General features: G+C 54.0%; 14 protein-coding genes. 6 read left to right on the forward strand and 8 right to left on the reverse strand.

The genetic code is table 11. The features are described 5' to 3' along the window. Positions 1-30: 30 nt before the first annotated feature. The 5 genes from PBDP_RS14895 to hxsD are packed head-to-tail and all read right to left on the reverse strand — an operon-like array spanning position 31 to position 4385. Positions 31-708, reverse strand: a complete 678-nt coding sequence (locus PBDP_RS14895) for a DUF5710 domain-containing protein (protein WP_212802550.1) — start codon at positions 706-708, stop codon at positions 31-33. A 53-nt stretch (positions 709-761) separates the two neighbouring features. Then, a complete protein-coding gene (gene hxsA / locus PBDP_RS14900) occupies positions 762-1370 on the reverse strand; it encodes a His-Xaa-Ser repeat protein HxsA (RefSeq protein WP_069023878.1) in 609 nt (202 codons plus the stop codon). Next, a complete protein-coding gene (gene hxsC, locus PBDP_RS14905; protein ID WP_212802458.1) occupies positions 1367-2602 on the reverse strand; it encodes a His-Xaa-Ser system radical SAM maturase HxsC in 1236 nt (411 codons plus the stop codon). Before hxsC ends, hxsA begins: the two co-directional genes overlap by 4 nt. Then, positions 2602-4089: a His-Xaa-Ser system radical SAM maturase HxsB gene (hxsB, locus tag PBDP_RS14910; RefSeq protein WP_212802459.1), complete on the reverse strand. Its 1488-nt coding sequence runs from the start codon at positions 4087-4089 to the stop codon at positions 2602-2604. Before hxsB ends, hxsC begins: the two co-directional genes overlap by 1 nt. Continuing rightward, positions 4086-4385 (reverse strand): His-Xaa-Ser system protein HxsD, encoded by a 300-nt coding sequence (hxsD, locus tag PBDP_RS14915; protein WP_212802460.1) that lies wholly within the window; start codon positions 4383-4385, stop codon positions 4086-4088. Before hxsD ends, hxsB begins: the two co-directional genes overlap by 4 nt. A 689-nt stretch (positions 4386-5074) precedes the next feature. On the opposite strand from hxsD, the gene PBDP_RS14920 reads away from it, so the two are divergent. The 4 genes from PBDP_RS14920 (at position 5075) to PBDP_RS14935 (ending at position 11082) form a co-directional block, all read left to right on the forward strand. Continuing rightward, on the forward strand, positions 5075-8014 hold the full coding sequence (locus tag PBDP_RS14920) for a DEAD/DEAH box helicase (RefSeq protein WP_212802461.1): 2940 nt from the start codon (positions 5075-5077) through the stop codon (positions 8012-8014). 117 nt (positions 8015-8131) lie between these two features. Then, on the forward strand, positions 8132-8362 hold the full coding sequence (locus PBDP_RS14925) for a hypothetical protein (RefSeq protein ID WP_249411856.1): 231 nt from the start codon (positions 8132-8134) through the stop codon (positions 8360-8362). Positions 8363-8536: 174 nt separating this feature from the next. Next, positions 8537-9751 (forward strand): PDDEXK family nuclease, encoded by a 1215-nt coding sequence (locus tag PBDP_RS14930; protein ID WP_212802462.1) that lies wholly within the window; start codon positions 8537-8539, stop codon positions 9749-9751. A gap of 407 nt (positions 9752-10158) precedes the next feature. Beyond that, entirely contained in the window at positions 10159-11082 is a 924-nt protein-coding gene (locus PBDP_RS14935; protein WP_212802463.1) for a phage exclusion protein Lit family protein, read from the forward strand. A gap of 245 nt (positions 11083-11327) precedes the next feature. Here the strand turns inward: PBDP_RS14935 and PBDP_RS14940 are convergent, their stop codons facing one another. The 3 genes from PBDP_RS14940 to PBDP_RS14950 form a co-directional block, all read right to left on the reverse strand. Next, positions 11328-12419: a hypothetical protein gene (locus PBDP_RS14940; protein ID WP_212802464.1), complete on the reverse strand. Its 1092-nt coding sequence runs from the start codon at positions 12417-12419 to the stop codon at positions 11328-11330. Between the two features lie 799 nt (positions 12420-13218). Beyond that, entirely contained in the window at positions 13219-15882 is a 2664-nt protein-coding gene (locus tag PBDP_RS14945) for an ATP-binding domain-containing protein (protein ID WP_212802465.1), read from the reverse strand. A gap of 840 nt (positions 15883-16722) precedes the next feature. Continuing rightward, entirely contained in the window at positions 16723-17637 is a 915-nt protein-coding gene (locus tag PBDP_RS14950; RefSeq protein ID WP_109754039.1) for a LysR family transcriptional regulator, read from the reverse strand. Positions 17638-17894: 257 nt separating this feature from the next. On the opposite strand from PBDP_RS14950, the gene PBDP_RS14955 reads away from it, so the two are divergent. After that, positions 17895-18920, forward strand: coding sequence for a zinc-dependent alcohol dehydrogenase family protein (locus PBDP_RS14955; RefSeq protein ID WP_109754040.1), 1026 nt, complete (start codon positions 17895-17897; stop codon positions 18918-18920). A gap of 679 nt (positions 18921-19599) precedes the next feature. Further along, positions 19600-21090 carry a hypothetical protein gene (locus PBDP_RS14960; protein WP_109754041.1) on the forward strand — a complete coding sequence of 497 codons (1491 nt, stop codon included), beginning with the start codon at positions 19600-19602 and terminating at the stop codon, positions 21088-21090. Positions 21091-21170 lie beyond the last annotated feature (80 nt).

Consider the following 21170-nt stretch of genomic DNA (forward strand, 5'->3'; position numbering starts at 1 on the left):
CCTCGGGCAGTCCGAGATCGGATGGGGTAATTAGGATTGCTCGCGAACCTGCATCCAGTCGAAAAAATCTTCGGATGCAAAGCCAACGCTGCAGTTGGCGTCGAACCGCTCGTTGATTCTGATGAGCGTCATCCGCTTAGCTTCTTGTGGAGAGGTCGGGAAGAAAGCTCCACCAGGTTCGCTGTGCATGAAGAAATCGCCGAGCTTTGCTCCGCAGTTTTCGCAGTGATTCATCAGGTAGCGGCTGCCTGCCGTTTTGCTGTAGGCCTGCCTGAACTTGTTGGTGAAGTGATGGATCTGCTTCGTGACCAAGGGAGAGAGGCTGGCGACGTTGGAGACCGTTCCGCGATACCCATGGCACTTCCATTCGCCGAGGTTACTTGTGAGCGCGAAATCTTCGTCCTCATCCTCGTAGTAATCGAACTCTTCGTGTTGCTCGGGCAGCTTGAACGAGAACACGCGGGTCAAATTAGAGCAGCCCCAGCACTCGGACACGGACTCTATGACGTAGTAATACGGTGCTCTTACACTAAATTCAGGTCCGTGCTCCAAGTCTGCATGCGTTGTTACGGACAGCCATTGAGCCAAGGGGGCGATGTCGACACCTTCCGGGATGTACCAAGTCTTCAGGCTTGGGTCCCATCTGGCACCGAGTGATTTCGCTTCATCTTTTTCTGAGAAGGGGACTTTCAGATCAATCCTTGCCATTTCTGTATCCGTACGTATTGCTCATCAGTAAGCGCAGCTTTAACCTGAAGCGACTATGGAATCTTGATACCTAAAGCATTCAACGATGGCGTATCCATCCGGCCATTCACGGTCAGCCCACTGTCCATCTGAAAGGCCATCAACGCACCACGTGTCGTCTTGCCCATCACTCCATCAATGGCGCCTTGGTAATACTGGCGCACCATCAGCGCGGTCTGCACACGGGTGACCAGGTTGCTTTTCTGCTCATTGGTCGCGCGGCTCTTAGAAGTGCTCGAACTTGTCCCGCTGGTAGTGCCAGACGACTGATAAAGGCTGTTGCTGCTTGGGGTGCTGCTCGAAGCACTCGGCGCGCTGTAGCTTCGGGTGCTGGTAGCGGGTGGGCTGTAGTAGCGAGGTGCGCTATAGCCACCCGAGCCGCTGTAGTGAGAGCTGTGCGAGCTGTGGGAGCTATGTGAACTGTGCGAGCGATGTGCCGCATAGATGTTCACGGCGTCTGGAACATTCAGCGTATCGGCAAATACCGGTGGTTGCAGCTTGTCGGCAGGCTGCCAGTTCGCATCGGCGAGCGACATATTGCCCGCCTGTGCCAGGGTGGTACCTGCCATCGGCAGCAGGGTGATCCCACTGATCAGGACTTTCCAGCGGTCAAGCAATTTCACTGTGCACTCCTTGCGTAGGCGCTAAAGGCCTCGGTCGATAGGTGTCGTACGCCGCGGCTCTGCCAGCGGTCGGTGTGGGATTTGAAGAAGCCGGAGCAATGTTTGACGGCTGCGCATTGCTGGCAGCTATCGATGAACAGGTTCTTCCAGTCCGAGATGCTCTGCCGGGCGAAACGCGAGAGGTGGGCCGGGATCAGGCACAGGGGCAGGTTGTAGATCGAAACCGGCACTCCTCGGTTGAACAGGAAATACACGGCCTGGCTCAACGACTCCTGATAGTCCAGCGGGTCAATCCACAGATCTTCGTAGTTTTTCCTGGCCAGGCCGGTGCTTTCGATACCCATCAGCGCAACATGCCGCACGAAGGACAGGTTCCTGAAAACGTAGTGGGCGAGCTCTGGCAAGCGTGGCGCGGTCAGGCGATTGAGCACCACGCGTATCTCGATGATCTGGTTGGCGCGCGCCAGGTTGTAAAGACCTTGCAGGGTTTCGCTGAACGCGCCTGGAGCCTGCACCACATGGTCATGGTCCTCGGCATTGTCGGCATACAAGGGTATGCCCCAGCTCAACTGATGGTGGCCGATTGCAGAGAGCGCTGCGATCCAGCTCGGGTCTTGGAACAGACGCCCGTTGCTGAGTACATGAATGGATTTCTGTGGCAAAACGGCTTTGCACTTGGCCAGGATTTCCAGCAGGCCGTCGCGATAAAGCGTTGGTTCTCCACCGCTGATTCCCAGATTTTCTTCGCCCGGGTCCATCAGGTCGATCAGCCGGAGGTTCTCCTCGATGTGCCAGCGGTCATCGATATCTTTGGGCGGCTGCGAGCACATCAGGCAGAGGCTGTTGCAACGGTCGGTCATGAACAGCAGGTTGCTGTCTGAGCCTCGTCGATAGAGCACTCGCACCAACGCGTTGCCTGGTGTGATGGCAATGACATCGCCGGGCTGCACGACATCCGCATCTTTGGGGGTGTGCAGGTGTGGCCGCGCGCTATCGAAGTTGCCGATCAATGGCTCAGGGATCAGGAATCCACCCACTGGTAATGAGAGCAGATGCGGGCTCCGTAGCCGTTCTTCGTTCGGCAGCCAAAGCAACAGGTCACCGAGCCCAGCGCTTCCGGCACAAACAGCCAAGCCTTTTTCGATGAACTCATCCAGAGTGATGACCTTGAGCAGTTTCTGCTCATTAAGATGATGGATTTCGAAGTGGGTATCTTTGCGTAGCATCGCCATCAGCCCCTGTAACCCGGAAATCGAACATCGTTGTAAGAGCGCCTGTTCAACCACGACAGCAGCACCCTTTGGACGTTGTCGTCGCCATCGCAAAGCAGGCCGAAAAGATGCTTCAGCAGCCCCATGTTCTTTTTGCAGAAGCTGCTGAACACTCGGTGTCCGATCGGGTCAGCTTGGCGGGCATAGTGTTCGATAGGGTCGGCACCACAGTACGGGACAAGTGCGCAGTCGGAGCAGCCCGGCAGCGCCTCTGCTACACCACTGGCGAGCAACGCATTCATAACGGGCGATGCGAGTAATTCAGACAAGGGTTGGTGTACGGTGCCGAGCCTAAAGCCTTCTTCACCCATCTCCAGCAACATTCGGGCTTCGTCCGACGGATAGACGTAACCGTCATAGTTGTAAACCAGCGCCGCAGTGCCTGCGCCAGCAGGGGAGCGGAGGTCTACATAGCCGGAGGAGAAGGGTGTCAGGATATTCTTCAGCAACAGGCTCGTATAACTCTCTGAGAGGTATACGCCCTGTTGGTTGATATGCAGCAAATAGGCCAGTGCCTTCTTGTAGAAGGCCAGGTATCGCTCAATAGGGTAATCAAGTCGATGGGCACTCTTGGTGGCAAACCCATAAGGGCTCAGAGGCCGAAGCGAGATGCTGGAGAAGCCCTGGCTTACATACTCATCGATGATCGCTTCAGGCTGTTCGAGGCTTCTTGAAGTCAGCGTGGTCAACGCGGAAACTGCATCATGGCCAAGGCGCTCACGGACCCACTGGATGCCTTTTACAGTGCGCTCGTAGGAGTCTCGTGACGGGGTAGGGCGGTTGGCATTGTGCAAGGGCGCCGGCCCATCGAGCGAGGTCGAAAACTGGATGCGATATTCTTCTGCGAAGTCGAGTATTTCCTCCGTCAGATGGTGCAGTGTAGTGGTGATGACGAACTGGATATCCCGTTGTTCGACCACGTTCCGTTCGACGACCCATTCGACAATCTGGCGAACGCGCTCGAAGGCCAGAAGCGGCTCGCCACCCTGAAACTCCACAGTCAAGGCGGGAGCGTTCGATTCGAACAGACGATCGACCGCCGCCTGTGCATCCGCTTCCGACAGATCGTGGCCGGATCCTCCCAGAGGGGCCCGCGACACCTGGCAGTACTGGCAGGTGTGGTTGCAGCGCAATGTAACCACGAACAAGTGCAGAGCAGGGCCCTGGAAGAGGAAGTCCTTGCGGCTGCGATACTGCGCAGCCATTTCCGGGAACGGGTCGTGGCGGCCTGGTTCGTAGATGAAGTGGCGGGCCAGCAGGTCTTTGTAAAAAGGCGTACTTGCTTGAACGTCGAAGTAACTGAGGGCTCGTAATTGCGCGTCGTTCACGTGCATGTACTCACCGGTATCGGAGGTGAGCAGGATGTCACGGTCATGTCCCGTGTTCATGCGCATGAATCGAAAAGGCAGCAAGCGGTAGTGCTTGGCGTCTGTCGCAATCAGTGTCACTGCGAAACCCCACATCCAGCGAGAGCGGCTCGGGCCAGGACCTCGCGCAACCCTACTGTTTCGCGGTTGATATGGTCGCGTAGGGCGAAGTCGTTCAGATGCTGAAGGATCAGCGAGTGAGCCTGCTCCGGGGAAAGCGTAAGCCTTGCTTCAGCGGGGTGGGCCGTTAGGCTTATCTGATTGGTTTCAATACCGACCTGGATCGCGACAGTGTCTGACAGGGAATAAGCGGCGCGTTGCACCACGCTGAGCGGGTAGGCTGCGTTGTCGAGTTTCAGCATGACTGGCCATGTCATCGGAACCGCTCCTTCAAATCCGCTGGAAACGTGTGGATTTTGCAGGTTGCCGAGGCATTATGCCATCATAATTTTTTACATTTGCACGCGTTTGTCCAGCTTAGTGGGTGGTGCGCTCACTACGGCTTGGCCATTGATACGAGGTAGGGCCGAGGGTTCATATCTCCCTCAGTCCACCCATCGTCATCTATAACCTGCTTGGCCTCTGGCTGGGGGCATCCTTTTCAAACCATCCAAAGCATGCCCTCAGATGTGCCCCCAATGTGGCAATCCACTGGAAGTGAATGGAGCTCCATGGTTTGTGGAAAGGCAGAAATGATCAGCCGAACAGCCTGCCAGACGACTCCTAAAGACTCTCAGGGTCGCCAAAAAACATTTTGACTTGGCTCTAGGACGATATTTTCAGGCAGAAAAATATCAAATATGCCCCCAATTTTGCCCCCAATTGCATCAGTTTTGCGAGTGATCGCGAATGGCGATTTCTTACATAGACCAAGATGGATTCGGATGGCTTTCAGTGTACCTTCATCTCAGATTGGACTGTTTGGCATCGATCGTTGGTTGGTGAAGGCAGAGGGCGTGGCGCGTTTGAGCACTGCTTTTCGGGGTACACCTGAAATGATGTTCACTGATAGCATGTGGCCATTGAATAATCAGCGCTGATTTTCACATTCAATTTGGTGAGCGCAATGGTCGATGCTACAGGGAAGTACTTAGACGTATATCAAAGCTGGCAGCAACACCTCTTCAACTTCAACCTGGCAGTCCGGGATACCAATACGCCGGGCTTGCGTAAGCCTCAGCTTGCCGCCCTATACGCTTCACTGGGCCACCTGGTGATGTCTCCGGCCACGACGGCAACGATCGTGATGCCAACGGGTACCGGCAAGACCGATACCATGCTTGGTCTGCTTATCGCAGGGCGGTTGGCAAGGACATTGGTGCTCGTCCCGTCAGATGCCTTGCGTTCCCAGCTTGTCGAAAAATGCCTCGGGCTGAAAAAACTTCGGGAGATCGGTGCTGTTTCTGCCACAGCACTTAACCCCGTGGTTAGGGCGATCGGCTCAGGAATGTCGGCTGAAGATGTCCAACAGCTTGCCGAGGCGAATGTAATTGTCGCTACCCCGCAAGCATTGCAGCGATTCGACACAGAGTCCCTCCAAGCCTTGGCTGAGCTCTGCAGCCACCTGATCATCGATGAAACCCATCATGTGGCCGCCATGACATGGGGGCGGGTGAAAACCGCGTTTAAAGAGAAGCCATGCCTGCAGTTCACTGCTACGCCTTTCAGGGAGGACAATCAGCCCCTTGAAGGCAAGATTATCTACAACTACCCGTTGAAGGATGCGCAAATCGATGGCTACTTCAAATCGATCGAATTTCACCCAGTGCGCGAATACAACCTCGAGTTGGCTGACCAAATGGTTGCTGATAAGGCGGTAGAGTTGTTGCGAGGCGATCGAGAGCAAGGCTTTAACCACCTACTGATGGTACGCGCACGATCGCAAAAACGTGCTGAAGCCCTGTTTGAGCTCTACAAAAAGCATGAAGACCTCTCACCCATTCTCATCCACAGCAAGGTGCCGAATCGGGTCAAGCTGCTGGGTGAAATTGTCGAGAAGAAATACAAGATCATCGTATGCGTGGACATGCTGGGCGAAGGCTTCGACCTGCCAGAGCTGAAAATCGCGGCTATTCACGACCAGCATCGCAGTCCGGCCGTCACGCTACAGTTCATCGGTCGGCTAACCCGGGTTGATGACACGCTAGGCGACGCCAAATTCGTCTCAAACATTGCCAACCAGAAAGTCGATTACCAGATGGCAGTGCTTTACAAGGAAAGTGCCGACTGGAGCGCCGTGATTCGAGATGTGAGCCAAGACAAGATCGCCCGCGAAATCGAAAAAGAGACGTTCACTGAACAGTTCCCGGATGATGCCGACTCCGAGGAGATCTTCGGGTTGAACCCAAACCCCAAGATCAGTGCGATCGCCTACCATGTGGAGCGCGACCATTGGCGGCCAGAAAAAGCGAATCACTTCTCCCAGAAGAAAGAACCGCTGCAGTTCCTTTCTATCAACGACGATTCAGACACCATCATCATGGTGACCCGACGAGAAACACCCGTCGGATGGGCTCAGACCTCGGCGATTGTGGACACGAACTGGATTCTGTACCTGGCGTACTACCACGCGCCCGACAAGACGCTCTTCATTCACTCCTCTGGTGATGAGTCGCAAGCGACGCGTTTTTTGAATTTGATTGCAAAGGATGCCAGGCGAATCAACGGTGAGCCTACCTTCCGAACCCTGCACGACATCAAGCTCATGAAGCTGCAGAACGTGGGGCTGTCCAGGACACGCAAGGATCTGAGATTCACGATGCACGTCGGGCGTGACATCAATACCGTCATCAGTGAAATCGAGAACGGCACGGCGAAAAAGTCCAACATCTTCGCAACGGGCTATGAAGATGGACAGCGCACCACCGTTGGCTGCTCTCACAAAGGGAAGATCTGGGAGATGAACTCTTCCAGCATCATTTACTGGATTGAGTGGTGCAAGCGCGCCTCACAGAAACTCAACAATGCCACGATCAATCCTTCTGAAGTGCTCAAGGATGTGATTCGCTCGGAGAAGATTGAGGGAGCCTGGCCAACTGGACTCTTCTATGCGGATTGGCCTGAGTCCATTGCGATCGAAAACGAGCAGAAAATTTCGCTGGCGCTCAATGGTGAGATCTTCAACCTGCTTGATGTCGAGCTTGGCAAGCCTCAGCGGACCGACGATCTGACACTAGAAGTGCCCGTCATCGCCATAGCAGCAGATGGCACGGAGTGTCAGCTTCCTGACATCACGATACGGTTACTGAACGACAGCTACAAAGTCTCCTGCCCTGGGGTGAAGATCATTTTCGCTGAAGAGAGCTCGTTTGAGCAGTACCTGGATGCGAACCCCTTGGTACTGCTAGCCGTGGACGGTTCGATGGTCGAGGGCAATTATCGGTTTTACACACCCAATAGTTTGGACTTGAAGCTTCCGATAGCGCTGATTGAGGCTTGGGACTGGGGGACCACTCAGATCCACAGCGAGTCCATGAGAGCAACTCGTAACAAGGACACCGTCCAAGGGTTCACCTACAGCCGAATCGAGGACGACTATGCATTCATTTTCAACGATGATGGTGCAGGTGAGATTGCGGATTTGGTGGCAATCAAAGAGAGCAAAGACGCAATCTTTGTCGACCTTTACCACTGCAAGTATTGCCCCCAAAAAGATGGCGAGGCTCGACCTGGAGCTCGTGTGAACGATGTCTACGAGGTTTGCGGCCAGGCCTCACGCTCGGTGAAGTGGCTGCACACCGAGGAAAAATTCTTCAATCGATTGATGGGTCGGTACCAGCAATCGCTGCCGAAAGGGTTCGACAGAATCCTCAAGGGTGACCCAATAGATTTGGAGCTGCTTCGCAACAAGTGCCACGATCACGAGATGATTTTCAGATTTGTGATCGTACAGCCTGCCATTTCAGCAGCGAAGATCTCCGCTGATCAGCTTGCAGTCCTCGGCACCAGTTACTCCTACATTAAGAACGTGTCTGGTTCAGATGTGCGGGTCGTAACCAGTGCATAACAGAAAGGGGGCACCATAACGCCTTCGGCTTCTTGGGCAGGTGAATCTGGAAATAGGGCAGGAAGGTATTCATTGATCAAAGAGTTTTGAAGCCTCGGAATTGGGGCAGGAGCAAGGATGGCCCATTCAAAGAGAATCAAAGTAATGCTGTCCAGTCGTTGTAACGATCGCTTTCCCGCGGACGGCGATCAAACGCTCAGCAGTATCCGTGAGCAACTCAAGCGTGAGATGAAGGCACGAAGCTTTTTGGCAAACAGGTATTTGAAGATTGGATTAACGAAGATGCGCCTCCTGCGGATGGCATGCAGGACAGTTGGGATGCCTGTTGCAGGCGGTCAGGGATTGTGATGTGCTGCTTCTGCTGTCTAATGGCAATACCGGGTGGGCTAGCCGCATTCAGTGCAGTGACGCCAATGCTGAGCATCGTGATCAACAATCTTTTTGCATTGTCTTGCCGTATCTATCGATAAGCCCCATGAAAAACCCGAACTAATCGTGGAGCAATAAAGACCTGGAGGTCATGTGGGAATCCTGGATTTTCGTGAAATTCCCTCTGCCAGCCCTAAGCTGCGAAAGGCTAGAAAAAAGGCGTTGATGAAGGACGAGCTGGATGCATTTGAAAAGTTTGCGGAAGAGTATTTTGAAAAGGTTCTAGGCGGAGTTGTATTGGCAGGTACCACAAGAGGCCCCGATAATGATCTGGACCTCAAGGTCCAATTGAATGGTGAAACTCTGCTAGTCAGTTGCAAGCATTATGCTCATGGTGATAACGCCGTGGGTGCCGATCAGGAATACGATCCGGTGTCAGCTATCTACTCCAATGGCTGCACAAAGTTCATCGGTTTTTACTCCACGGTTCCCAGCGCCCCTCTAATCACTAAATTGGAAGGCCTGAAGAGCAACAAAAGCATACCCTTTGACTACGAGATCCTGAAAAACTCGGACATTGAGTCGCGCCTTCTTGATAAGGACAGTGTCGTGGGTTGGTTATTTGCCGCCCGGTATTTCCCAGTCAGTTACGCAAACCTGTTCAGGCGATTTGTCGTGCCTATCGAACACTACAAAGAAAAAGACTTGAAACAGATCGCCCCAACAATCTGGAGTCTGGATGGGCCCTTTGGCGGAATGTTCTCTGGTGGGGGCGTTGATAAGGCTCAAATCGTTCATGAGGCAAACGATGCGTTGACCAACAATGTCCACTCCAGTTTTTTCACTGAGGCATTGAAAGACGCCATCGATTGTTTCCCAGAATACTTTAAGTACCGTGCGGATGCGGATCTGCAAGCGCTGGGAAATAGTGATATCTCACCTGATTGGGATAGGGCTTTGACCTATGAGGGTGAGATGGATTGTAACTTACCTATTATGGTATGCGGCCTCTGGTCTTTCTGGTGCCCCAGAAGAGCGCTTGAAAAATATCTGATTTTTACGCAAGCCTCTGAACTGTTGAATGATCCGCCTGACAGCAAAGCGTTAATCATTGCCCGCGCGCAACAAAGCCTAGCTTATTCCTCATTTTTGTCCGTCGGCAGTATCGCGCTTAAGTCCTCAGGTAAATATCGAGATATATTTTCCAGGCTGACTGCTTTTTGTCAGCTTTCACTTCCAGAATACGGGGGCGCGAACAGCACAAGTTTTAGGCGGGAGACTGGCGAGCGGGTCATCTGGAAGTTCAAGGCAGGCGAGGGGTTGAGCTTTCTATTTGACAGGATTCTAGACAACTCGAGAAAAACGTAGCTTGGGCCAGCAAAGGCACAGATCACTGAGGGAAAGCTCGATCATGTAAGGTTGTCCGTCGGTGAATGTTTTTGACGGACGTAAGGCTTGAAGATATGGCCGCCGAACGCCGCTTCCTTGGTGGTCAAGGTTGGACTGAGGTCGACGCGGGTGATTGATGGATACGCCTGCTGACCGATCCACAGATACCTCGCCGCCGACGGAAACTAGCATCTGTAGCTTGTACTACTGGTAGCACTAGTCGCAACCCGCACCACAGCGCGCAAGCTCGACTTCTGCTGTCTGTCTCTTGGTAGGTTGAATCTGCGTAAGACTGTATTATCGACATTATCCGCTCTACGATTGAAGAGAGGATCCGAGATCTCTTACGATCCTAACCCCCCTAAACTTCCCCGCAGAGAGTATTTATGGCCACGGAGCTATCCGACCAGACGATAGTGCTTAGCCTGTTGCGAGGCGCCGTTCCTGAAAAGGGCGATGAGCTTTGCAAGCTTTGGACCGACCATCGCCATTCCGTCGAAGTCGCTGCTAGCGGGAAAGGCCTTACATTGAACGCGACGAGCAAGCGGATCAAATTTGATACTAAGACGGTCGACTTTTTCTGGCTATTGGGCTTTTCCGCCTGGCGCGCGATCGAGGTTTACGCGCCAGCGCTGGTCCTCGCCACAAGCACTGGCGTTTCTCTCGACGTCGCGCTGAAGGCCGATCATGGGCGGGGCCAGTTCGAGTTCGACTTCAAGCAACGCATTGCCGCTGCCATTGCGCTCCGGTCGGCAGACACCACCGCCGACATCGAATGGCCCCAAGACATCCCATTGCCGACAGCTGATCGCACGAGTTTGTGCAGTGCGCAGGAGATGGTGGCTTTTGACCTTGTCGGCCTAGCATTCGCTTTCGCACTCCTACACGAACTGAGACACGTCATGTTCCGTGCCGCCGGGGACGCTCCCGCCCAAGGCTATGAGGAGGAGATGGCCTGCGACACCTGGGCGAGAGAGATGATGATGAGCAATCTTGCGCAATATGCCCGATCCGAAGGTCATAGCTTCGCACAAGTTGCACAGAAGCGGGCAATGGGGATCTCGCTCGCGGCAATCATCGTCCACGCCATGACGCCTCCACAAGCGCACTGGGGAAATGATGACTACCCACCCATTGCCGAGCGTATTCGTGCCATGATCGACGGATACAATCTGTCAGAAGGCTCTCCCTTCTGGACGTTCACTGCCTGCCTGCTCGTAGCGCTCATGCGGCAGGACGGCCGCCATCTCGATCTCGTTGCCATATCGGACAAGTCAATGGTCGAGGGTCTACTCAATCTGATCGCGTAGGGCAGGAACGCGTAATGCCAATCTATTTCATCGGAGAAAAGGACGGTTCGCAACTGAGTCAGCGGATATCCTGATATTAGGGTGGTGTGCCACGCTATGCCGTTGTGCGGCAGGTGTAAATAACGCCACCAGGTTATGGGGATTTATATCTAGGTGAGAAATGAAATTTTTAGATTCTCCTGTTGGGGGAATATTAATAATTTCAGTCTCGCTGAGGTTTCGTATCTATGTAACTCTTTTGGGCTCTACGAGTGTTTTTTGTTAGGAAGAGTATTCATCATGAAAAGTGCCATTTCTTGGGCTAGTTGTAGTGAGTGCGCATCGATATTTACCTTTTTTACGCCGTGAGCAACATCATTTCGAAGGTTGCTGAGCTTGATAAGATCTAGAAGGAGTTTTGTTTCTGGTGGTTTCTCTTTGGTAGTATTTTTTCTAAAGTTTTTCACTAGATATTGATATATAAAAATCATTACCGTCCTTTGGCTGCTTCCTCTTATTGATGAGGCGACCTTGGGGTCGTCAACTTCGAATAAGGTGTGCGATAATTTTTTAGTGAATGATTCTGTTTTGAATATGTCTTCGATAATTTTGTAAAAGCACAGCAGGCTTTCTTCATGGAACTCCAGAAATTTATAATGTACTCCTTTTTGATATAGTTTTCTCAAGTCGTCAGAGATGCCGATCTGGTATTCGTATATTTCGCGAATAGTTTGACTTGTTAGTTGGCCTGGATGCAGAGGGTTTTGGCCTGCAGTGTTGCAGTTGGTGCCTGACTGAATGATTCTTAATGTTTTTTTGTTTTGCGTGATGTATAAATTTATAGTCGACGGTTTAAATTTAGCATAATAACCGGATAGCTCAATAAACATAATTATTTGGTCTTTCAGTGACTCGCATAGCTTGGAGAAGTACTCGACCAAGAAAGCGGTTGCGGTGTCGGTCTCTTGTGCTTTATTGCCTTGTGCTCTTCTAATAATTATTTCTTTAAATTTTGAGTTGTCAATATCAGGTATCTGAAAGCATGCCTCAATATGGTAAGGGTCTGTAGTTGTGTACGATAAAGAATCAAGCTGCTGGATGTTGATCGATTTAATTAGAAATCCTTCTGCGGAAATCAGGTTGGCAAACTGAAATTTTCGTCTTGAGAGGCATGTCAAAGAATTTGCTTCAATTGGTTTTGGTTGGTGTTTTGTTTTTTTGAATTTACGCAAAATAAGCGCAGTTGAAAAGCTAAAGCCCGCGTCTATGCTGAAGTCCAATATGAAATCGGATTTCTTGTGGTCTTGGTCAAGAAAATTTCCCCAGTCAATATGATTTGTGGTTCGGATGGGTTGCATGGTAACTCCAATAGTTATGGTGTTTTACAATGGTGTCACAATCTAATTTGGAAATATGTATGAATGCAAGTCAAATAATCTTGGATGGAGGACCGTTCATAGCTTCAATAATTGGATCTAAGTAGTGATGCCTGATAAAGCCGAAAAGCAGGCCAGTGAACTGATTGAGCCGAAAGAGAATTTTTATGGCAAATAGTCTACATGCGGCGTTTGGAAGAAGAGCACTTAGTCATTCAAGTAATTTATATGCATTTCGATTCCTGAGTCCCAGTTCTAGAGGGAAGGTAAGGAGTTGTGACAGAGTCAGTTTGCACCTAGCCTGGGCTCAACCATGCATACGAATCGGTGACACCATTTTCGCTCGCCGTCTTGGAGCGTGATTTATATCTGCCAGCGAGTTCTTCCAGGGTGGCACCTGCATCCACCATCCATTACGTAACACTGTGCCTGAAGCCCGCTAGCTGTCCAGTAGGGTCTCAGGCAAGTCAAAGAACATTTTTACAAGGGTCTAGAACGGCTATCTCAGGTCGATAAAACTTGGTTTTTTCCCACTTTTGCCCCATTGAGCGTAGCGTGATTTTGCATACGCTATCCGAGCGCATTTCTCTTTTTTTAGTCACTTTTAAGATTCTTGGCCAGCAATAAAATTTCCAACTACTGCTTCTTGTGGTAATACCCAAGCCCAATTTTTCAGAATGACTCCTTTTTTTGCAAACATGACAATACGCATAATCACATAGGGGAGCTGCCCCAGATGTCCACCGGTTCTACCATCTGTGGCACTCCTTGGCTTAGCTTGTCACCATTTGCTAGCCAGATACGGCCTGAGATCCTCCAGGTTGTGTGGGAGCTTCTGATGACAGACCATACCGAGGTAAGTCGCCGCCCGGGTGGCGCCCACATATAGGAACCGCTCGAACAGCGTCGGTTTTGCTTCGACGAGCTCGTCCAGCCCGATAAAGAACACTGCTTCGAACTCGAGCCCCTTGATGTGTTGAACATCGAAAACCCGGATATCGGATTGGTTGCCCAATGACTGGCCATCGACACAGGGGACCGCGAGCAGACTTCTGCTCTCTAGCTTCTCGGTAAGCGCTTCGGAGACGGGTTTCACGTGCGACTCGGAAGCGACCAGGATGGCAATCGTAGGCACCGGTTCATTTTTGGAGCGGATGTGATCCTCAATCTCGAAGATTCTCTCTGCTACCCAGGTGACGACGCTTTCACCCTGAAGGTTTTCCCCGAGCACCGGCTGAACGCCTTCGTGAGAGGAATGCTCTGGCAGGCTGCCTACAGCTTTGGCGTCTCCATCCATATGCTGCAGTAGCTTGATGGCAAAGCTGTTCAGAAGGCGACTCTGCCGATAAACCGTGTTGATCCGCTGAGACGTGAGGCGAGGGGAGATCCACTCGAGCTGATCCAAGTGCTTGAGGCCATTCCCTGTGATCCGTTGGTTGAAGTCTCCGCAGGCGAAGAACGACTCAATGGCAGGGTCAGTCAGGCTCTCCATGCATGCAAGCTGGAGGAGCGAGAAGTCCGTGGCTTCATCCACTAGGACTTGCTGCAGGAACTGGCTCGAAATCCTGGCCAACTCGGTGAAGCGAGGTTCGTCGATATGCCGCTTCACGAAATCTTGGCGGATGAGTTCGCGAGCGGATCGAAGCATGAGGAGGAGAATTGCGTCGAGTTCTGTCTCATCAATGTGGGAAGCGTGCTCTGGCCGCTGATAGCTATACCGATCAAGCGTCACGCTGTCGCGACGGAATGCTCTGTAGCTTGCAGGGACGTCAAGTACGTAGCGTCTCCATGCATTCCTGAAGCGCCGTAGCGCGTTTTGGAAGCACATCTCTCGCCCAAGCGTTTTAAGCCATTCATCTGAGGGGACTCGATCCCCAAGCCAGTCTCGTACTTGAGCTGCACGGCTTGCCTTACCTAGATTGCCATTGCGATAGCGAGTACGCGCATAGGTCTGGAGAAACTGTTGGTAAGCTGCGAATGCTTTGAGCTCTGCGGTGTGCGTGGGTGTGCCTGTTCCTTCCTCTCCGTTATCATCATCAAATTCGGCACCATCCTCGTCTTCATCATCGTTTTGGCCGAGGACTTCGAGAAAGGTGGCCATCTCCCCGAAGACAGCATTGTTCCGGTTATGGAGGAGGTTACCTTGCTGTTGTATCAGCTTATCTGAGGTTGCACGACTGGCTTTGAGCATAGGGTCAATCCGCGCCTCGAGATTGTTCCACTCGGCATAGGCGCTCAGCAGTCCTTCTGGCTGAAGTTCATCGACCGTGGCAAACAGCTTGTGCACAACTGCGTCTACTAGGTTAGGAGCCGAATCTCTCAGCAGAATTGCTCCTTCCTTCAGGGAGGAGAGGAGGCGGCTTTGGTGTAGTGACTTGAAATCGGCGAACCACTGGCGCGGATCATCGTTGATGTCCATCGGGGCGAATTGGCGATCCTCCTTGAGAATGCATGTGCCCCCGTTGCCCGTCTTGAGGATGCCAAATGTCGACCTTGCCAGCTCATGTCGGCGCTTGCTCCAGGTCTTGATGTGCTCGTCAGAAGCCGGGACATTCTCACGGCTGAAGGCCTCTTTGACGTAATGCTTTAAGAGGTCTGAAGGCGTGAACATCATCCAGCGCGAGCGCTTAGACTGAGGGCCCAGCAGGAGGCGTTCGTCCTGGCTAAGGGCTTCCCAGTCCAGCTTCTGGCCGAGACGTTTGATCAAGGTGGTTGTCTTGCCTGTCCCGGGAGGGCCCAGGATGATTAGCTGGTGGTCTACTGAGAGGCGAAAGATTTCGTCCTGGAATTTGTCGAGAATCGCTTGGTCTCGAAGGGCCATAGCCTTTCGGATTTCGTGACGCACTCCTTCCCGGATCTTCTCGGTTTCGGACTTGCCGCCAAGCATGGCGAAGAAGGCATTGCTGTCATCCGGCTGGATAACTTTACGAAGAGAAGGAATCGTCTGAGGTGCTAAACGTTCTTGCCGCCAAATGCTGTCGATTGAGTCCCAGAGCTCAGCGCTCTTCTGAGGCTTCAGATCGAGTTTGTCCAAGACCCGGTAGCTGACTTTTTTACCCGCGATTTCTAGATCAACGTCCTCACCAGCGCCATGAGCAGCCAAGCGACCGAACGGTGAGCGGTAGCCTGCTAGCTTGCCGTGATTAAGGACAAATCCTCCAGTCGTGCGGCAGATGTAGTAGGTCTCAACTTGGCCTTTGTCGTTCTCAACTACTATCCGTGAGACAGCTGGCTCTCGAACGAGGCTAGCAAGCGATTTGGTCACGTCGTCAGAGATGGATGCAATCTGCTCGACGGCCGCCGCGCCAGTGAAGGTATTGACGACTGCCAAGGCTTCAGAGGCCTCGCGACTTCCAGTGGCGAGCTGCTTGGACGCAATTTGTTCGATTTGGTGGAACGAATCTAATGCGTCGTTGGCAATTTCCAAGGCATCACTGGAACTCATTGAAGCTCTCCCTGTTTCGAATGGGCGTGACCTGAGCGGCAAGGCGTGCGAGTGAGCAGCTTCCTATGCTCAAGATTACGATGTCTGTCGGTTAACCCATATCCTAAATCCTCGCGGCATGGGTTGATAGCATATTGCCATGAATGGGTGCATCCATGTAGTGAGAGTCATCCAATGAAGTGGTGGCAACCTCTGCTGAGGTTGACTGCTTGGTATCATCGGTCGATGTGCTGTTGGAATGCGTGATGGTTGTGAAGCGGGGTAGCGGGACCCCGAGCTCCCGAGTAGCATCTTTTTGCCTTTGCAGTGTGCGGCGCTAGTGGCTCGGCCAGGTCTCTAAGTTGGTATTTGTTATGCGTCATCGTCATTGGCGAGCACGCCGGCAAGGGATCGGTTCATTTTCGATCAGGCTTTGGGGGCAGAGCGCAACATAATCACAACAGGCCTTTCGAGGCCCGGAGTGCCGCAGAAGGCTGGATAACCAGCTTCTTGGCGTCCGTTGTCACGGGACAGGCCCATGGTTACTCCTACTGTTTCTTTCCAACGACCACTGTGGTTGGCGTTCCTGGACGGATTGTCAGGATTTCAGAGGCGCCAGAAGAACGCTTCAAGTCTACAAACTGAGGTGATTGGATAGCGCTGGACGGCGGTTTGGGAGCAGCAGCGTTTGACTTTTTCGAGAAGGGGGCGGTTGGACCTCAGACTGGGGGCATCCTTTTCAAACCATCCAAAGCATGCCCTCAGATATGCCCCCAATGTAGCGGTCCTCTGGAAATGGATGGATCTCCATGGCCTATGAAAAGTCAGAAATGATCAACTGCACACCCTGCCCGACGACCCCTAGAGACTCTCAGGGTCGCCGAAGAACATCTGAATCCGCGAGCGCAACCAGCGTTCCCCCGGGTCATTGTCCTGGGATCCGCGCCAGGCCATGTGCAGTTCGAAGCTGCGCACCGGTATGGGCGGGTCTTCGGCGCGGACGCCGCCGGCGGCGGTCAGCGCGTCGGCGGTGTAGTCGGGCACGGTGGCGACGATGTCGGTGCCCGACAGCAGGGTGCTCAGGCCGTTGAACTGCGGTACGGCCAACACCACATGGCGCTTGCGGTCGAGTTTCGCCAGTTCTTCGTCGATGAAGCCGCTCAAGTCCCCTGCGAAGGAGACCAGGGCGTGGGGGCGAGCGCAGAATTCGTCCAGGGTCAGTCGGCCCGGCGCGGTGTCGGCCCGCAATACTTTGGGCAAGCTGCGGCGCAAGACCTTGCGCTTGGCGTTGGCCGGCAGGTCGTCGGTGTAGCTGACGCCGATGGAAATTTCACCGGAGGCCAGCAAGCTTGGCATCAAAATGTAGTTGACCCGGCGCACCACCAGCACAATGCCGGGCGCTTCAGCCCGCAGGCGCTTGAGCAGCATGGGCAGCAGGGCGAATTCGGCATCGTCCGACAGGCCAATGCGAAATACCGAGGTGCTGGTGGCCGGGTCGAATTCCGCCGCGCGGCTGACTGCCGTGGAAATCGAATCCAGGGCTGGGGAGAGCAGGGCGAAGATCTCGACTGCCCGGGCCGAAGGCTCCATGCTGCGGCCGGTGCGCACGAACAACGGGTCATCGAACAGGCTGCGCAGGCGCGACAGCGCGGCGCTGATGGCCGGTTGGCCCAAGAACAGCTTCTCGGCCGCGCGGGTCACGCTGCGTTCATGCATCAATGTTTCGAACACGATCAACAGGTTCAGATCGACACGCCGCAGGTCATTACGATTCATCTGGGGTCCTGGCAGATTCGGCAAGCTTGACGTGAGCGGCCATATGGGAACAATGGCCGGCATGAATCTTACGGGGAAAGGCTGGTACTCTGCACCGGCTAATTGCGTTTTCTTAGGTTAAGTCCTACAGGATTGATTGGTTTTTCTTACTGCGGAATCAATGACAGGCATGTCGACTATTAATAGCCACTGATGGTCTTGGGTACAAAGCCCGGATAGAGTTCATGGCATTAGAGGTTACTTTGACGAGGTTTGCGATGTCCCGCACGATCCGTTTTCACAAGTTTGGTGGTGCCGAGGTGCTCAAATGCGAAGAGCATGCGGCGGCTCTTCCTGCGCCAGGAGAAGTGCAGGTCCGCGTCGAAGCGATCGGCATCAGTTGGTACGACACCTTGTGGCGCCAGAACCTGGCATCTTCCCAGGCGCGCCTGCCTTCCGGCCTGGGCCATGAGATGGCCGGGGTAGTCACGGCTGTCGGCGATGGTGTCGATGATCTGGCCGTGGGCGACAAGGTCGCCAGCTTCCCTGCCGAGAGCCCGAACGATTATCCGGTGTACGGTGAAGTCATCGTGCTGCCACGCACCGCCCTGACCCGTTATCCCGACGTGCTCAGCCCCATCGAAGCTGCCGTGCATTACACGCCGCTGCTGATTGCGTACTTCGCCTACATGGACCTGGCGCGGGTCAAGCCGGGGCAATTCGCCCTGGTGACCGATGCCAGTCATTGCGCCGGTCCTTCCTTCGTACAGCTGGGCAAGGCCCTGGGTGTGCGGGTGATCGCGGCCACCAAGACGGCTGACGAACGGGAGTACCTGTTGTCGCTGGGCGCCGAGAAGGTCATCGTTACCGAAGAACAGGACTTGCTGATGCAAATCAACAAGCTCACTGACAACCGCGGCGTCGATGTAGTCTTCGACGGCCTCGGCGGGCCGCAGATGTCGCTGCTCGGCGATGTATTGGCGCCTCGTGGCAGCCTGGTGCTGTATGGCTTGCAGGGCGGCAACCAGACACCGTTCCCAGCCTGCGCGGCGTTCCAGAAGAACATTCAGTTCTTTGTACACTGCATCGGCAATTTCACCGGCAAGCCGGAACTGGGCATCCTCCAGGACCATGTGGCTTTGCAACGAGCACTGCGGGATATCAATCAATTGACCGCCGATCGCGTGCTGTTGCCACTCAAGACTCGGGTCTTCCCGTTCTCCGAGTTCGTCGAGGCTCACCGTTACATGGGCGAGTGCCCTTGCCGTGAGCGCGTTGCCCTTCAGGTCGTCGACCCGGCCTGAACCCCCTGTCTTGCGCAAGAGTCATCACCTCGGCTCTTGCGCTGCCGTCCTGATCCCCATCCTTTCTTACGGCAGTTCCTGCCTGGCGGGGCTGCGTTCGTAGCTCGCCATTTCGCGCCCTGAATTGCCTGCCCCGGTTCGCTCAAAGACTGAGACGGTTTGTCGGCCAACATCTGAACTGGTTTTTGCCCTCAATCTGTATCTTCTAATCAGTGTTTAAGTCTTGATAATTGAACGCTGATTTCCATATCAAGGAAGAAGTCGTGGTGCGGTATAACTTTTTCGAAGGTCTTCAACCTTCAGGGTGCATTCAAAAGGCAACGGGCATTAATTGGTGCGAGGCTATCTATCGACCCTGGAGGAAACAGGGTGGGGTAGAGCATCAATTAAAGTTCGGCAAGTTCTTTATTTCTCGTGCTCATTATCTGTGGGACGTTGTCGGAATTCTCCTAGGACGCCCCGGCCAGCCGGCAAGAGCCCCGTTTTTAAAGGCTCCCGGCGGAGACCAGAAAGGGCGAAGGCCGACTCCCGGCATATGTGTCAAATAATTACGACAAGCGATGCTTGAGCGTATTGCTAATACTCTTTGAGTACTAGAACAACCCATCTAGACCAACACGTCGCGCAGTCACGTTGGTGCGGGTGCGACGCCGATAGTTGAATTTCCAGGTAAATGGCTATGAGTGCAATTCATGAGCAGGCAATGACTCACGTGTATCAACAGATATTGCAACGACTGTCGGGTTTTTATTCCCGGGCAGAACGTACCGCGTTGCAGCTTTTGATCCAGCGTTTAATTGTCGCCGCCGGAGGCATCGACCGGATTGGCGATTATCGGGTGTTGACGGTCCAGAACGGGAGCAGGGAGAGTTTTTATGTGCTGACCGCCTTGCGAGCCGCACAGCTGAGCATCGCCGGGCGGCATCCAGTGACCTTCGCCTTGCGCGTTGCCACGCCACGCCTGAGCGAGACCACCCAGGCGACGCTGGAAAACATCCACCGCTGCTACAGCGCGCTGTTTGTCTATGATGACCCCCGGGTCGAATTGCTGATGGCGGATAACCGCGAGGTGTTGCCGTTCAATCACCGGCAGCCCTTGTCGGTGGCGGGGCACGAAGCCAATCGCATGGACCTGCTGGTCCTGGGACACCTTCGTACGGCCGACAGCCCCCTGGAGATTGGCGATGACGGCTACCTGGCGATGGCCGAGTTCTACCGGCACATGGCCCGCTGGGAGTCTGGCGTGGATTCGTTGGTCAGCAGCGATACGCCGCGCCAGCAAAAACAATTCATATCGGGCCTGCGCCGCGCCACCCGCAAGATCGGCCTGCTGACCGACCACCCCTGCGGTTTCGACAACCTCTTTGCCCATCTCGACACCCTGGGCGGTGATGTCTACCGGCATTTCTATGGTCCGGATCGCCTCGATGCGTGGCGGCCCGAGGGCCATTTCGAGGCCTGCCGGCGAGTGGGCCACGTCGGCATCGACGACCTGATCGTCGATCGTTCGGAGGGGACCAACTGGCCGCTCTTCAACGAGTTCCTGCGGGTGCAGACCGAAGGTCTTGTCCCATCAGCGCCTGAAAACGAGTATCTCAGCCCGCTGCTATCGGCTCATTTGCATGGCCTGCAGGCCTGCTATCTGCAAGGCCGCAGCTATGAAACGGGCTACGGGGACTACGTGCAACGGGCGATCATGATCATGCATCGCAAGCAACTGCCGGAGCACGCCTGCGAACAGGCTCGGGCGCTGTTCGGCTCTCCGTCGTCGATTCCCGAGCGTCGTGCCTACGCCGCTCTCGAGGCGCAAAAGATCCTGGGGCTCAGCGAAACGCAATTGGTGTGCATGCTGTTCGCTCCCTTCGTGGGACAGGGCACTGGCCTTGAGCACTTTCTGCGTTGCTGCCATCCCGGCATGCTGGTAGCGATGCCGGACCTGCACAAGGCCATGCAGGGCGCGACCGTCGCCGATCAGATAGCGCAGTGGATGGTCGATGTCAGCGGCCTGCCCATCGACATCCTTGGCAAACTGTACCGGGCGAGTGCCTCCCTGCCGGAACAACCGGAAATTACCCCGAGCGACGATCTTCAGCAGGCCATTGACGACGTAGACACTGCAGAAGCCGAACCGGCCGTCGATGAGCGGCACGAACGCTCGGCAAGGCATTGAGGAACGAGGTTTGACTGACTCATCTACCTCGTTCCAAGTCGTTGCCCCCTGCGTTACGACAGGACTGGCCACGACCTGCG

Source organism: Pseudomonas sp. St290 (assembly GCF_018325805.1).
In the GTDB taxonomy this organism is placed as follows: domain Bacteria; phylum Pseudomonadota; class Gammaproteobacteria; order Pseudomonadales; family Pseudomonadaceae; genus Aquipseudomonas; species Aquipseudomonas bijieensis.